The sequence below is a fragment of the Mucilaginibacter sp. P2_A5 genome, from assembly GCF_056404995.1.
In genome coordinates, this window is sequence record NZ_JBFUCY010000020.1 from 85,104 (window position 1) to 99,918 (window position 14,815).

General features: G+C 44.5%; 10 protein-coding genes. 6 read left to right on the top strand and 4 right to left on the bottom strand.

Features of this window, described 5'->3' with window-relative positions:
* Positions 1 to 138 precede the first annotated feature (138 nt).
* The gene (locus AC1DXF_RS18520; protein WP_477450190.1) at positions 139 to 840 is read left to right on the top strand and encodes a carboxypeptidase-like regulatory domain-containing protein; all 702 of its coding nucleotides are present in this window, start codon (positions 139 to 141) and stop codon (positions 838 to 840) included.
* A gap of 99 nt (positions 841 to 939) precedes the next feature.
* Here the strand turns inward: AC1DXF_RS18520 and AC1DXF_RS18525 are convergent, their stop codons facing one another.
* Together AC1DXF_RS18525 and AC1DXF_RS18530 are read right to left on the bottom strand one after the other, a co-directional pair.
* On the bottom strand, positions 940 to 1,563 hold the full coding sequence (locus AC1DXF_RS18525) for an NUDIX hydrolase (protein WP_477450191.1): 624 nt from the start codon (positions 1,561 to 1,563) through the stop codon (positions 940 to 942).
* 164 nt (positions 1,564 to 1,727) lie between these two features.
* Entirely contained in the window at positions 1,728 to 2,477 is a 750-nt protein-coding gene (locus tag AC1DXF_RS18530; RefSeq protein ID WP_477450192.1) for a hypothetical protein, read from the bottom strand.
* 127 nt (positions 2,478 to 2,604) lie between these two features.
* Here AC1DXF_RS18530 and AC1DXF_RS18535 point away from each other — a divergent pair, with 127 nt between their 5' ends.
* The 4 genes from AC1DXF_RS18535 to AC1DXF_RS18550 all read left to right on the top strand — a co-directional run bounded on the left by AC1DXF_RS18535 (position 2,605) and on the right by AC1DXF_RS18550 (position 7,680).
* On the top strand, positions 2,605 to 3,864 hold the full coding sequence (locus tag AC1DXF_RS18535) for an NAD(P)-binding domain-containing protein (RefSeq protein WP_477450193.1): 1,260 nt from the start codon (positions 2,605 to 2,607) through the stop codon (positions 3,862 to 3,864).
* 325 nt (positions 3,865 to 4,189) lie between these two features.
* Positions 4,190 to 4,990 (top strand): hypothetical protein, encoded by an 801-nt coding sequence (locus tag AC1DXF_RS18540; RefSeq protein ID WP_477450194.1) that lies wholly within the window; start codon positions 4,190 to 4,192, stop codon positions 4,988 to 4,990.
* A gap of 18 nt (positions 4,991 to 5,008) precedes the next feature.
* Positions 5,009 to 6,214, top strand: coding sequence for a hypothetical protein (locus AC1DXF_RS18545; RefSeq protein ID WP_477450195.1), 1,206 nt, complete (start codon positions 5,009 to 5,011; stop codon positions 6,212 to 6,214).
* A gap of 98 nt (positions 6,215 to 6,312) precedes the next feature.
* Complete coding sequence (locus AC1DXF_RS18550) at positions 6,313 to 7,680, top strand: right-handed parallel beta-helix repeat-containing protein (protein WP_477450196.1); 1,368 nt, start codon at positions 6,313 to 6,315, stop codon at positions 7,678 to 7,680.
* A gap of 49 nt (positions 7,681 to 7,729) precedes the next feature.
* Here the strand turns inward: AC1DXF_RS18550 and AC1DXF_RS18555 are convergent, their stop codons facing one another.
* Together AC1DXF_RS18555 and AC1DXF_RS18560 are read right to left on the bottom strand one after the other, a co-directional pair.
* Complete coding sequence (locus tag AC1DXF_RS18555) at positions 7,730 to 10,138, bottom strand: ABC transporter permease (RefSeq protein ID WP_477450197.1); 2,409 nt, start codon at positions 10,136 to 10,138, stop codon at positions 7,730 to 7,732.
* Between the two features lie 438 nt (positions 10,139 to 10,576).
* On the bottom strand, positions 10,577 to 12,661 hold the full coding sequence (locus tag AC1DXF_RS18560) for a beta-galactosidase (protein WP_477450198.1): 2,085 nt from the start codon (positions 12,659 to 12,661) through the stop codon (positions 10,577 to 10,579).
* Positions 12,662 to 12,895: 234 nt separating this feature from the next.
* Between AC1DXF_RS18560 and AC1DXF_RS18565 the strand changes: the two genes are divergently transcribed.
* A complete protein-coding gene (locus tag AC1DXF_RS18565) occupies positions 12,896 to 14,653 on the top strand; it encodes a family 43 glycosylhydrolase (protein WP_477450199.1) in 1,758 nt (585 codons plus the stop codon).
* Positions 14,654 to 14,815: the final 162 nt, after the last annotated feature.

The following is a 14,815-nucleotide window of genomic DNA, read 5'->3' on the forward strand; positions in this document are numbered from 1 at the left end:
GAGGCGGTTTTTTTGTGGGCCACCGAATCCAACAAACCTCACGCCTTTGTCATTAAACCACCATCCACATTTAAATATGTTAAATTGAAAACCATATGCACAAAAAATAAGTTTATTTTACAGCCTAATTCATCTACTATGAAACCGAAGTATTTAATATTGATAGCGGCCTTATTTATTGCCGCAACCGCCAGCGCCCAGGATGTGTTAAAAGGGTCGGTTTATGAAAAAAGCAAAAACGAAAAACTGCCCAATGTTTTTGTGAAGGATATCACCAACAAACAGATCAGCATCACCGATAATAACGGAAATTTCAGCATCCGCGCGGCAACAGGCCATACGCTGATATTTAATTCGCCAGGCTATGTATCAGATACTTTGTACATTACGGATATGAGGCCAAAACGGATCTACATGATATCGCAAACCATATCATTAAGGCAGGTAAACGTAAGTGCCACCAAAGAAGCTTTTGATCCGCGTAAAGAGTATCCTGAAGTTTACACCAAAAGCAGGGTATCTGTAATGTCGCCGTCAACCTGGTTCAGTAAAGAAGGCAAAGATGCGCGGCGGTTAAAAAGATATTTTAAACGCGAAGAAGAAGAAAGGCAAATTGATGAAGCATTTAATGTAGATTATGTAAAAAGCGTAATACCGCTACGGGGTGCCGAACTGGAAAACTTCATGTCGTTATACCGGCCAAGCTATGCCTTCCTCAAAAACAACAACGCCCCAAGCATGACGGCTTACATTAATGATGCCTATAAAAAATACCAGGCCTTGCCTGCCAATAAAAAAGTATTGCCTCAATTGGCGCCGGCACCGGGCAGTTTGCAGTAAGCAGCAGCCCCCCTAAATCTCCCCCGGTAGGGGAGACTTTTGATTTGCATCCTGCATAGGAATTAAAGTCCTCCCTACCGGGGAGGATTTAGGAGGGGCTCAGTCGACAGTCGCCGCCAAATCCCCGCTGATAATCTTTTGATACAGCAATTCTATCTGGCTTTTCAGTATCCTGTCTTCCGAAAGTTCGGGCAGGTTATCAATGTCAAAATACTCAACATCCAGCATGTCAAAACCTTTGCTAACAGCGGTTGACACCGCTTTGCAGTAAAACACCATTTTGTAAACGTAAAAGGGCTGCGGCGGGTGAGGGTGCATTTTTTTATCAAATACCGCCAATAACCTATCGGCAACAACCGTTAAACCGGTTTCTTCCTCAAATTCTTTAACAATCACTTCTTTGGCGCTGTAGCCCACATCGGCCCAGCCACCCGGCAGGCTCCATCTGCCATCGGCCCTTTCTTTGGCCAGCAATATTTTGCCATCGCCATTTAATAATATCCCGCGTACATCAACCTTAACTGTGGGGTAATCATGAGGCATCGCGAAGTTGAATTTGATTTCATCCACGCCCCAACCTGTAACGTTGTCCAGCATTTCGATGGCAATTTGTTGCAGCTCGGCATAACGCTCAATATCATACTCGTTTTTGGCATACAGTAAGCCTACATCGGCCACCGAACGCAGGCGGGTTATTAGTGTTAAAAGTTCTGTATTGTCCATCAAAAGAAATTATAGGAAAAGGTCATGCTGAATTTATTTCAGCATCCCGTATGGCAGGTACCCGACTTAATGAGCCCTTAGCACGCAGGATTCCCAAACAAGTTCGACATAACAATGAGAAGACATCCGCACATCTGAAATTTGAAATCTGCACATCTAAAAGCCTACCCCCTACCCAACAACTCATCCAGCTTATTACGCTCGGTTTGCAGTTCGCGGGCCAGTTTCTTTTCTTTTTCGTTGGATTTCACTTTGTAGGCTTTGTATTCCTCATCAAGTTCGTTGTACAATTTTATGCGGTATTTGGCTTCGCGGCTGTGTGCACCCGATCGGGCTATCACAATGGCTGCCGTTAGTCCGAAAACAATTACCAGGCCCCACATCATCAAATTATAGGTGGCTTTGGTAAAGCTTATACCGGCCAGGTTTATCTCGTCGCGTTTGGCGTTTGATTCGGAAAGGGTTTGACTTTTGGTGGCTACATCGGTTTTAAGGCCGGTAATATCCTGTGTTTGCGCCGACAATTTGGCCTGGGCTTCTTTGAGGTTGCGGCGTTCTGTTTTTAAAGTATCCTGCAGGTTTTTCCACAAGGCCGATACCAGCGGTTGCTGATAATGATATAATTTACTTAACAGGTATTGGTATTGTCCGTTCAGGCTTTTGTCTTTGGCCAGTGCCGAATCGGCAGCTGTTGGGCGGGGTTGGTAGTTGTATTTTGGCGGGGCGACGGCGGGCTTAGCGGTACCGGCGGGTACAGCACCGTATTTCACCACCGGTTTTGCAACGGCAGGCCTGGTGGCAGGCGGTTTGGCAGCATCTTTTTTAACAGTATCCTGGGCAAAGCCCATACCGCAGATGCTTAAAATAACGACCATTAAAACAGAGATACGGAATGTAGAATGCTTGTTCATCATGTAAAATTAGGTACCTGTTATTAACAAAACAGGATTTTAATGGTTTTTATTTTATTATCCTCCATGTTTCTGATCGCTAATGTAAGGTTTCATACGGAATTTTGCTACTCATAGTTATATTAGCGGCATGAATATAGGCATCATTGGGCTGGGTGATATGGGGCGTTTGTACGCAAAGGCTTTTGCAAAAGCTGGTTACACCGTTTGCGGCTGCGATTTACCCGAAAACCGCGATAAGCTGGAAGAGGAACTTAACCCTTTCGGCATTACCATTATGGATAGCGCACGCGATGTATCCCGCACAAACGACCTTGTTATTTACTCGGTTGAGGCCGACAAGCTGGAGCAGGTAGTGGCCGAGTGTGGCCCCTTAACCAAGTATGGCGCAATTGTAGCCGGCCAAACATCGGTAAAACACCCCGAGATAGCCATATTTGAAAAATACCTGCCCGCCGATGTACAAATAATCACCTTTCATGCCATGCACGGGCCGGGCTTTGAACCAAAAGGGCAAACCCTGATCCTGATACCGCACCGGGCCAAACCCGATGCTTACCAGCGCATGTACGATTTATTTACCGCCATTGGCAGCGACATTGTGGAGATTACCGATTACCATGAACACGATAAAATTGTGGCCGATACCCAGGCCGTTACCCACGTAGGTTTTGAAAGTATGGGCACCGCCTGGAAGGCCGCCGGTTTTTTCCCCTGGGAAAACGCATCATACCTGGGTGGTATCGACAATGTAAAAATCCTGACCACCCTGCGCATTTTTAGTTACAAAGCGCACGTGTACGCCGGGTTGGCTATTTTAAACCCTTACGCGCGCCAGCAGGTTAAACGCTATTCAGAATCCGAATCGGAGTTATTTAAACTGATGATCAAGGAAGAAGCGCAAACCTTCAGGGAACGGCTGTATAAGGCGCGCGACTTTGTTTTTCATGAAAGCCGCAAACCTATTATGCTGAGCGATACCGTGATGAAGGAGTTTTCGCTATCGCAACATGCCGATCACCAGAAACCCAACTCGCACCTGAGTATCCTGAGTATGGTTGATGCCTGGTACCACCTTGGCGTAAACCCATATGATAACCTCATTTGCCAAACCCCGCCATTCAGGTTAAGACTTGGCATTGCCGAATACCTGTTTAAAAACGAAGAACTGTTAGAAGAATCCATCGAAACCGCGCTTTACGATAAAACCATCCGGGGCGATGATCTGGAGTTCCACTCGGCGGTAAGGGAATGGTCGGCCATTATTGGTTACGGCGATATGGAAGGCTACAAAAAGCACTTCAACGAAGTACAATCCTTTTTCAGCCACAGGCTGGAAGAAGGCAAAGCCCAAAGCGCCGAGTTGATTAGGCGGCTGATGATGGAGTAGTTTGATTTCGGAATTGGGAGTGTCGATTTTTAACTGTTGGTAGTTTTTAAGAGGTGTTAAAGAGGGCTACGCCGTTTCGGATTTTTAAAGCATAAAATCCGGAGGTGATCTTTAAGATCGCAGAAAGACCTTTTCCTCCTGTCTTGATTCTTGACTCTTAATTCTTGATTCTTCCCTTGGGTGTTGCCTGCGGCCGGGCTCTTTGCTCATACTACACAGGCCTTAAGCGCCTGGCCGGTATCCGCGCCGATCCCTAACACGAAAATAAGCACCTAAAATATTCAGTACAACATCAACAAACACACAATATCCCGATATTTGAAAAATGGACAAGCGACGAATTTTGATAGTTGGCTTAGAAGAAGCCGAAGTTAACGCGATAAAACAAAACCTTGGTTTCGAATATCTAATTGTACAATACGATCAGGTGCCGCAGGCTAAACTTGTAGAGGGGCAACTGTTTGTGGAAAGCCCGTCTGTGCCCGACAAATACCTGCTTGTCGATAAGGTAATATTTCATGGTATTTACGACAATGATTTCGACTTTATAACCCTTTTAGCATTATGGGACGGGCCATGTCTGCCAAATGCTATCGGAATGATGGATCTTCGGCAACGAATCCCGGGATTGGTACGAGCTTTATCAGTATCAACCTATTCGGGCATAAAAAGAGGAATGGTTATTGGCACCCAGGAATATATTGCGGCGACAGAAGTTGTTGCCAAGTGGGGCATCTGGCATTGTGGCGAAGATAAAAGCCGGTTCACCGGCGAATGGACAAGTACTGAAACCTCGGTTATCGAAGAATTTATTGACGGCGAAGCTGTAAGAATTATGCTTGTAGGCGATAAATACTGGCAGATACGGCTTACAGGCGATACCTGGTTAAAATCTATCCATAACGAAGGTTCATGGGAAATGGAAGTTGATGCAGGATTACTACAAGATAGCCGGGCAATAGCCAGGCACTTTAACCTTCAAACCGTGGGTGTCGATTATATGATAGGTTCCAATGGCGAAAAGTATTTATTGGAAGTTAATCATATTCCAAATGTTACCGTATTCCCGTTTGTGAACGAAGCTTTTATTGAGTTTGCTCACAGCTGGATAAAAGCCGCTTTATAATAAAACCCGATTAGATAAATGCATCAATTTAAGGCCAAGCTTAAGCTGATATTTCTGCCCTTTGTATATATAGGTGGCATTACTTTGGCCACATACACTTTTTTGCACCGGTTATTGGGAATCCGGTTTCAAGTTGTGAACCTTCCAGAATGGTATATAAACTTTGCCATACCTGGCGTATTGGTATTCATTGTACTTATCATTTGGTTACGCCCACGTTTAAAATTACTTAAATACGGTGCCTCCGGTGGAAAAAGCCCTCTTCCGTTCTTTATTTATATAGCCGGGCTTGCCTGGGCCATTCCAACAGGTATTGCGCAGCAATATGTAGAAACAGCTACAGGTAAGTTGACTACCCTGGATAGTATCAGCCAGATTAACACCTTACCCATCACAAAATACTATACTATTAAACAGTATTACAGCGCCAAAAAAGCGGTGCACGTTAAGATGGTATTTTCGGTGATAGGAAAAAACCACACCGATTTTGTGATGACGGCCTACGCGGCCGTACCAGTTTTTGATCATCTTTTCCCCGATACCAATATCATAACAGCCATGCGCAAGCGTGCACACATCAACACGCTGGTAATTATTGATAATAAGTTAAGCACCATGCAGCGGCTAAAAAAACTGCCTGCCGATTCGATAAAATTCATGCGCTACGTAAATCCATCGCAGGTGATGCCAAAATATGGCGAAGCCGGCAAATATGGTGCATTGGCCGTGGTGACCATAAATTACAAACTAAAGAAAGATCCTGAACCAATGAAGATATGGCCACCAGCATGGCTGGCGATTAAATATACCAAAACAGTTAAGAACAACCTCTCTTTGGCCGAAAAGGATTTAAATTTCAAGGTATTCGCGGCCAAATGCGAAGCTGATTTTAAACGTGAGCCATTGGATAAATTTAGATATCTGAATAAAATCTCTTTAAATGATAATGAGTTGAAATATTACGTTGGCGCTATCCGCTCCAGGAATGACGTGGCAGAAGGAAGTCCCCTTGTCTTTTTACCAGTTTACGAGCCATTTGCCAGGCACAATGGCAACAGGCTATTTTGGATTTTTGGATCTTTCGGCATTGGCTCAGCCATATTTCTACTCATTCTGCTATGTTACCGGCTAAGAGATGATCAACCCGGGAAGAAAAGGAGACTCACCTCCAAATTTTTAAATAAGGCCGTTCTTATAAATCAAATTCCAGTAACTATTCACTAAAAGTCACGTATAACAACTTTTTTTTAAAGCCGGGAAAGCTTGAAATAGGATGATTCTTTGAATCTGGTATATTTTACGCTCCTTTTTTAATTTATACCATGAAAAATAAAAGTTACCTGATACGCACCATCGCCGGTGTATTAGTTTTATCGTCGTTCGCGATGTGTACCAAAAATAAATTTGCCGAACCGCTGAACCCGCCCCCGGTTACGAACGCCAAATTTTCGTCCTTAGCTATTACCGACTGCACTTATACCGTTCAGCCTTCTGAATGGATGGTTGACGGCACTAACATACCCGCGGGATCTACTGTGTGTATCCCCGCCGGTAAAAGAGGCGCTTTGCTGCTTAAAAACTTTAAAGGAACCGCGGCTGCCCCCATCGTTATTATTAACAAGGGCGGTAAAGTAACTTTTTCTACCGCTGTTACTGCTTCATATGGGTTCAAAACTCAAAATTGCCAGTATTTTAAGATACTGGGCAATGGCGATCCCGATACCGAGTATGGCTTTGATATAAATGGCGGCAATATCGGCATGACGATGGATAACCTGAGCTCGGATTTTGAAATCGCAAATGTGGAGGTGCGTAATAGTGGCTTTGCCGGTATTATGGCCAAAACAGATCCAAATTGTGATGAAGCAACATGGCGTGGCCATTTTACCCTGCAAAATGTAATTCTTCATGACAATTATGTTCACAAAACAGGTGGCGAAGGGTTTTATGTGGGCAATTCGTTTTATGCCAACGGCGTCTCGCTTTCCTGCGGTAAGGTTTGGCCAGGCGATGTGGTGAACGTTAAGCTATACAAAAATATCACCGATTCTACCGGTGCCGAAGGGATCCAGGTTGGCAGCGCTATTTTAGGCTGTGAAATTTATAACAATACGGTTAAAACGCCCGGGATAAGCCCTTTTGCATCTTATCAAAATAACGGTATACAAATAGGCGAAGGTACCGGGGGAAAATGTTATAACAACCTGGTTAAGGATGCACCCGGCAATGGCATTATTGTACTGGGACTTGGGGATAACCTGGTGTTTAATAACTATATCATCAATTCAAAAGCCTATGGCATTTTTGCAGATTCAAGATACACGCCGGGGCCCAATTTCCAGTTTATTAATAATACCATCATTGCTTCAGCGTTGGGTGGCATAAAATTAAATTCCGAAACTATCCCAATGAACACCGTAATCAACAACGCAATTATACAGTCGGAATCGGTGCTTCCGATAATTAAAAAGAGCAGCAATGTTAAGCTTACAGCGTCAAATAATTATGTGACCAACAATGTAAGCGCCTGTGAATTTGTAAATTATAACGAAGATGATTTCCATCTGCTGTCATCGTCTCCCCTTATCAATGCAGGGGCAAACGTTTTATCATATGGCGTAGCATTTGATTATTATGGCACCCAACGCCCTGCTGCGGATGCTTTTGACATCGGGGCCACCGAGTATTGATAGGTGTTAATAACTACTATCCATTGTTATAATAACCAGCAGCTAAAAGTTATTCGCTCCTTAAATTTTTCACCGGGCTATCCAGGGCAGCTTTAACAGTTTGTATGCTTATCAATACTGCGGTTACTAAAGTAAGTCCTGCAATGGCTATTATAAATGGATTAATAGATATGGCTACCCTGTAGGCATAGCCGGTAAGCCAGCTGCTCATCAGCCAGTAAGCCAGCGGGCAAGCTACCAGGCAGGCAATTACTATTACCCCTAAAAATTCCTGCATAAACAAGCCGATAATGCCCGTTACCGACGAGCCTAATACTTTGCGGATGCCTATTTCTTTGGTACGTTTTTGAATACTTAAAGATATCAACCCAAGCACACCCAACAGTACAATGATAATAGCCAATGCTGTTGCAATATAGGCTGCTTGTTTCAGCTGAATTTCGGATTGGTACATCTTTTTCAACGCGTCGTCCATAAAACCATATTCAAAGGGTGCGCCAGGAAGCTGCTGAGCCCATTTTTTTTGCAGCCCGGCAAGGCTTTGCCGCATGTTACCAGGTTTTAGTTTGATGGAAAAGTAACGGTAATAAGTAGTATAGTTTACATTCATGTAGGTGATGGGTGGCATCAGGTCATGCATCGATCCGAATTGAAAATCAGCCGTAACACCGCAAATAGTAAGCGGAACACTGCCCCCCTGCTGCATTATTTTTTTACCAATTGCATCTTCCGGCGTTTTATAGCCCATCAATTTGGACTGCATCTCGTTAATTACCACCTGTGTGGTATCAGCCGGGATAAAAACCGGCTTAAAAAAGGTACCAGCTCGCATAGGGATGCCATAGGTATCAGCATATTTGTTATCAACCATTAAACCCGTTGCAGTGACAGATTGCGCCGGGCTACCCCCTTGTTTATACAGGATATAGTTACCTCCGTTTTGCCCGTTGGGAATATCCCACGAAAGCGAAACACTGCTTACCTGCGGCATTTGCGCCAGCTGTTCCCTTACCGATTCCATTTTTTGCACCCCTTTTACCGACCAATCCCTGGGCACCTGGGCATATACCAGGTAATCTTTATTATAACCCAGCTTGCCGGTAAAAAACAGGTTTATTTGTTGCGAAACGATAAGCGCGCCAATAAACACAATGGCCGCCGTGCCAAACTGAAAAGCTACAAGCGTTTTGCGGAACACCACCCGCTCTTTTACCGACGCCAGCTTACCTTTTAACGAATCAATTGATTTTAATGCCGACAGTACCAGCGCGGGGTAAATGCCGGCGAGTAGCCCCACCAATGCGGCAAACAAAAAAGGTATTACTATAAAATAAACCGGGAAGGCGAAGAGGCCGGTTATTTGCTCGCCCAGTACATGGCTAAAATAGGGCCGGGCAAGCGCGTAAAGCACAAGGGCAATAATTGTGGCTATCAATACCATCAAAACAGATTCGGTTAAAAACTGCCAGATAAGCTGCCCCCGCAAACCGCCTAATACCTTCCGGATCCCCATCTCCTTAATCCGGCCTGCCGAGCGGCCAATACAAATGTTTATAAAATTGATGACAGCCATCAGCAAAATAAAAAGCGCAATGTATCCCAGCGTGTAACACATCTTTTTAACGGCACCGCCCCAGCCGTCCAGGTAATAGTTTTTGAGCGGTACAGCCATATTTGTAAGGTTTTTACTGATGTCTGCCGATGCGTTTTTGCGTAATAGCTCGCGCAGGGGCCGTTCCAGGTCCTTAGGGGTGAAGCCATTTTTCAATTCGATATAACCTACAGTGCTAAAATTCGTCCACCCTTCCAGGTTGCGTTTAAAGTACCTGGCCGCGCTTGACGTAAAAAAGAAATCGGAATTATTATTCTGATCAAGGTTGGTAACCGAATTTTTGGGCACTTCGCCCAACACCCCGCTGATAGTAAAATCATGCTTCTCTCCCCCAAAACTTTCAAAATTGAGGGTCTGGCCAACCACATCCAGTCTGCCGAAATATTTTAAGGCCGCTTTTTGTGTAACTACAACGGCAAAAGGATCATTAAGTGCGGTTTTGGCATCGCCATATAACAATTTAAAGCCGTACATCTTAAAAAAAGTACTATCGCCCAGTTGCAGGCTTTCCCTAAAATGCATATCCCCTTTAGATACGTTGGTAGTTACGCCGTCGAAATGATAATAGTTGGCAACCAAATCAGGATAGTTTTCATACAAAGCCCGGGGCATTTGCCCAGCAGAGGCAATTTCGTTTCCCTGGCCGGGATCTTTCCATTTACTGGTTAAAATATACTGGTTACTGTAGTTTTTAAGTTGGTGGTTTACCTGCATCTGCCCCCATATATAGGCTCCAATAAGTAAGGTAAAAGCGATGCCAACAGATAGCCCCAGGATATTGATGACAGAAAACACCTTGTTTTTCCAAAGGTTACGCCAGGCCAGTTTAAAGTAGTTTTGCAGCATAAGGTTCAATTTATCACCTAAAGATAAATTGATTGTGGCAGGTAAATAGGCATGTTAACATTATTTAACCTTTTAGTTCATTTTGCTGCGCGGTCATTTAGTCGTTGGTCGTTTCGCTACGCTGTCATTGGTCATTGGTACTTTTCAATTTTGTGGATCCTGGCCCACCAAAAACCTGGCACTTAAAACTTAAATGCTTAAATTTACAATCCCCCATTTAAATACAACTCACAACTCATCCGGGCACATCGAAGTTGATAACGAAACAGAGGCAAGGAGCAGGTTTGCCTTTACGCTGAAGAGAGCGGTGTAAAACGGATTTTAAACTTACGAAGTTTCAAAAACTTCGTAAGTTTCGTCGCTGGGTGTAGTCTCGTTCTATATCAAATCCAAAAAACCTGAAGAATCGGCCTAATCCAGGTTCAGACAAAATCGCTCTCAATTCACCTCCACAATCTTCATCCCCCAGGGCTCCAATTGCATAGCAGAATTACTGCTTACGCTTGCTCCCGAAAACAGTTCCTTGCCGTTTCCGTAAGGATAAGTAAAGCTTGCTTCTTTATCGGAATAGTTGAAATAATAGTGCACTGTTTTACCTGCCTGGTTTACCCCATACTTGGTAATCAGCGGGAAAGCCAATTGCTGGTCGGTACCCCAAAGGCCTGCTTTTTTAACCGCGTCGGTCAATACTTTATCGGTAACGGCGCTGGTTGTAACGCAGCCAATGTAAGTTGCCAGGCCCTTGCCGTAGGTGTTTTCGGTAATGGCCGCGTATTTGCCCCAAACCGGGTGGTCGTAATAAGCCAGCACCTTTGCGGTTGTGGGGGTGATGAGTTCCATCCAGGTATTAAGCTTTTTATCCTCGGGTTTCAGGTTAAAATCATCGCCTTTAAGGCCAACGTTTTCGGGCACAGTGAACTGGCTGTAGTAAATCCCTAATGCTTCGTTAATAATGCCGGGCTGGTGGGTTGTGCGCACTTTCACATTTTCGTCGCTGAAGCCACTTTTAAAGGTGTAGATGATGTGGCCTCCGTTTTTTACATAGCGGTTAAGTCGTTGTAACAAGCTGTCGGGTGCCACATATAAAACCGGTACTACCAGTAGTTTATAATTTTCGATGTTTTGGCTCGTAGGGTCAACAAAATCACAGCCTACGTTCATGTGGTACAGGCCATCATACAGTTGCCGCAATACCTCATTGTAGCCGGTGCGTACACCCCAGCCAAAGCCAAAAGCTTTAAAGCCGGTAAGGGCCTCGTTGCTGAATAGTATGGCTACATCGTTTTTCTTTTTCAGGTTGATCAGTTTCGGACTTAACCGGTCAAAATCCTTACCGATGGTTTTTGCCTCGTTATAAACCGGGTTGGGCTCAAAATCATGACTTAACAGGCCTTTCCAATAGGTCTCGGCCGAGTTATGGATAGAATGCCAAGGCCAGTAGCCCACCATGTTGGCGCCCGAGGCCAGGTGGCTGAAAGCCTGTAATCTTAACTGCCCCGGATAAGGTGTCCATTGAGCAAATCCCTGTGCTTCGGTTTCTATGGTCAAATAGTTTTTGCCGCCCTTCATGGAGCGGGTAACGTCGCCGCCAAAAGAAATCTCAGCACCTGTAAGCTTATCCTGGCTGGGGTGATAAATATCTATCCCTGCAATATCCATGGCTTTGGCAGCTGCAAAATGGTCAACATCAGGCTGGATACCAAAAGAGGACCCACGCCAGTCCAGGTCGAAGTTTTGGGTAATGAATTGGTCGGGCCGCTTGTATTCGCGCACAATAGCTGCCTGCCAGCCTAAATATTGGGTAACCACCTGGCGCTGAAATTTAGCAAATTCTGATGATAAACTGCCATTGATGGTGTTATTCATCGATGGAAAATCTTCCCAAGCGTTAATGCGGTTGCTCCAGTAATCCAGCCCGAAGATGTGGTTAATATTATCGAGCGTTTTATATTTAGCCTGCATGTATTTTACAAATAGCGCCTGTACATTTGGGCCCGATGTACCGTATGATTTGGTTTCGTTATCAACCTGGTAACCTATAACCGCGGGATTATCTTTTACATGCTCCATTATCTTACGGATCACCCGCTCGGCATACATCCTGAAATCGGTATTGGTAATATCCATATTTTGCCTTGGCCCGTACTGGTTTTGACCCTGTGGTGTAATGGCTAATATTTCGGGATGTTTTTTGGCCATCCAGGTAGGTATTGCATAAGTAGGTGTGCCGACGATTACTTTAATGCCGCCTTTTTGCATGGCGGCCAGCATCCTGTCGATATGGGTAAAGTCAAAAACACCATCTTGCGGTTCAACGGTGCTCCAGGTCGATTCGGCAATGCGCACCACGTTTATGCCCGCTTCTTTCATCATCTGCACGTCTTTGTCAAGGCGCTCGTAAGGCATATATTCATCGTAATAAGCTACGCCGTAAAGCAACTTATCCATTTTGGGGTATTGCGCAAATGAAGCGGCGCAAAAAAATAATTGCACAATGAAAAGCAGCAGGCATCTCTTTTTCATAAAATTGGTTTTTGGTACAAATTGGTTTACGCCATGAATCTACAAATTAATTGTGTTTTTAACACATAATAACAAAAAGTTTACAATTTGAATAATGGTTAACGTGGTTTGGGTAAACTTTTAGCCAAACCGGGCGTTTTGTGCAGTAGATGTAGTAGTAAGCCATCTTTTAATTGTTGTTTAAAAACAGATATTAGCATCCTGTTATTACCTATATAAACCAGTGTATATATCATGAAGATGGCCGCCCGTATTTTATTCATACTGCTGCTTTGCTTTTTCCTGCGGGATGCAAGCGCGCAAACCAAAAGGTTAACTTATTGCAACCCCCTTAACCTCGATTACGGTTACACCCCCTTTGATAGTTTTGCTGGCTGGGGCAAACACCGCGCCACTGCCGACCCAACCATGACTTTGTTTAAAGGCAAATATTACCTGTTTAGCACCAACCAGTTTGGTTACTGGTGGAGCGGCGATATGCTGAACTGGAACTTTGTATACCGTAAGTTTGTACGCCCTTACAACCAGGTTGCAGGCGATGAGCTTTGCGCGCCCGCTACATTGGTTTTGGGCGATACCCTGCTGGTAATAGGATCAACCTATAATAAAGATTTTACCCTTTGGATGAGCACCAACCCCACCAAAGATGATTGGAAAGCCGCTAAAGACTATTTTAAAGTAGGCGCCTGGGACCCCGGCATGTTTGCCGATGATGACGGCCGGGTTTACATTTACCATGGATCGAGCAATACGCTGCCGCTTTACGGGCAGGAGATAGACAGGAAAACATTTGAGCCCATTGGCCCCAAAAAAGAAATGATTAAGCTCGACCCCGAAAAGCATGGCTGGGAACGTTTTGGCGAGCATAATGATAATGTGTTTTTGCTGCCCTTTATTGAAGGATCGTGGATGAACAAGCACAACGGCAAATACTACCTGCAATTTGGCGCACCTGGTACCGAGCAAAGCGGCTATGGCGATGGCGTTTTTACAGGCGATAAACCGCTTGGGCCCTTTACTTATCAAAAGCATAATCCATTCTCGTACAAGCCCGGCGGCTTTGCCAAAGGGGCAGGGCATGGCGCAACCTGGGCCGATAAGTTTGGCAATTACTGGCATATCAGCACCATGGGCATCTCGGTAAAAAACAATTTTGAGCGCCGCATTGGTTTTTGGCCGGCCGGTTTTGATAAAGATGGAACCTTGTATTGCAACACTGCTTATGGCGATTATCCGCAATATTTGGCCACAGGGGCGGAAGACCACCTGCAAAGTAATTTTACCGGATGGATGATGCTCAACTACAATAAACCGGTAGAAGTATCATCAACCCTGGGCGCGTATTATGCCAATAATGCTGTCGACGAGGATATTAAAACCTATTGGAGCGCCAAAACCGCCGGCAAAGGCGAATGGTTTAAAACCGACCTGGGCGAAACAAGCACCATCAACGCAGTGCAAATTAATTATGCCGATCAGGATGCCACTTTCATGGGCAAATCATTGGGCGTTTATCATCAATATATAATTTACTCGTCGGTAGATGGCAAATCATGGAAAACACTGATTGACAAAAGCCAAAACAAAAAAGATGTACCGCATGACTATATCGAACTAAAAACACCCGCAAAAGCGCGTTACCTCAAAATGGTAAATATGCACATGCCAACGGGAAAATTTGCGCTATCCGGTTTCAGGGTGTTTGGTAAGGGAGCAGGTGCAAAACCCAATACCGTTCAAAGCCTGATTGTGCTGCGTGGCGACAGCGAACGCCGCAACTCCTGGCTTAAATGGAAGCCCAATGATAACGCCACGGGCTACACCATTTATTTTGGCATAGCGCCCGATAAGCTATACAACAACATAATGGTGTACGGCAAAAATGAGTATTATTTTAGCGGGATGGACAGGGACTTGCCCTATTATTTCCAGATAGAGGCCTTTAATGAAAACGGGATTTCGGCACGGACAAAGGTGGTAAAGGTGGAATAGGAAAGCGTTCTGTCCCTTTTTAGTGAAATATTTTTTATCTTTATACTATGAAATCGAAAAGTAGCAAGATAATAAAGCCCAGCGCTTCTTTACGTCAGGAAATTGTAAAGTCGATGATCGCGTCTTTTAAAATTGAAGGCATTCATATATCAGAAGACGATG

Excerpts from the sequence above, each read along its gene's own strand:
- AC1DXF_RS18520 (WP_477450190.1), top strand. The coding sequence starts at position 139 with ATGAAACCGAAGTATTTAATATTGATAGCGGCCTTATTTATTGCCGCA.
- AC1DXF_RS18525 (WP_477450191.1), bottom strand. The coding sequence starts at position 1,563 with ATGGACAATACAGAACTTTTAACACTAATAACCCGCCTGCGTTCGGTG.
- AC1DXF_RS18530 (WP_477450192.1), bottom strand. The coding sequence starts at position 2,477 with ATGATGAACAAGCATTCTACATTCCGTATCTCTGTTTTAATGGTCGTT.
- AC1DXF_RS18535 (WP_477450193.1), top strand. The coding sequence starts at position 2,605 with ATGAATATAGGCATCATTGGGCTGGGTGATATGGGGCGTTTGTACGCA.
- AC1DXF_RS18540 (WP_477450194.1), top strand. The coding sequence starts at position 4,190 with ATGGACAAGCGACGAATTTTGATAGTTGGCTTAGAAGAAGCCGAAGTT.
- AC1DXF_RS18545 (WP_477450195.1), top strand. The coding sequence starts at position 5,009 with ATGCATCAATTTAAGGCCAAGCTTAAGCTGATATTTCTGCCCTTTGTA.
- AC1DXF_RS18550 (WP_477450196.1), top strand. The coding sequence starts at position 6,313 with ATGAAAAATAAAAGTTACCTGATACGCACCATCGCCGGTGTATTAGTT.
- AC1DXF_RS18555 (WP_477450197.1), bottom strand. The coding sequence starts at position 10,138 with ATGCTGCAAAACTACTTTAAACTGGCCTGGCGTAACCTTTGGAAAAAC.
- AC1DXF_RS18560 (WP_477450198.1), bottom strand. The coding sequence starts at position 12,661 with ATGAAAAAGAGATGCCTGCTGCTTTTCATTGTGCAATTATTTTTTTGC.
- AC1DXF_RS18565 (WP_477450199.1), top strand. The coding sequence starts at position 12,896 with ATGAAGATGGCCGCCCGTATTTTATTCATACTGCTGCTTTGCTTTTTC.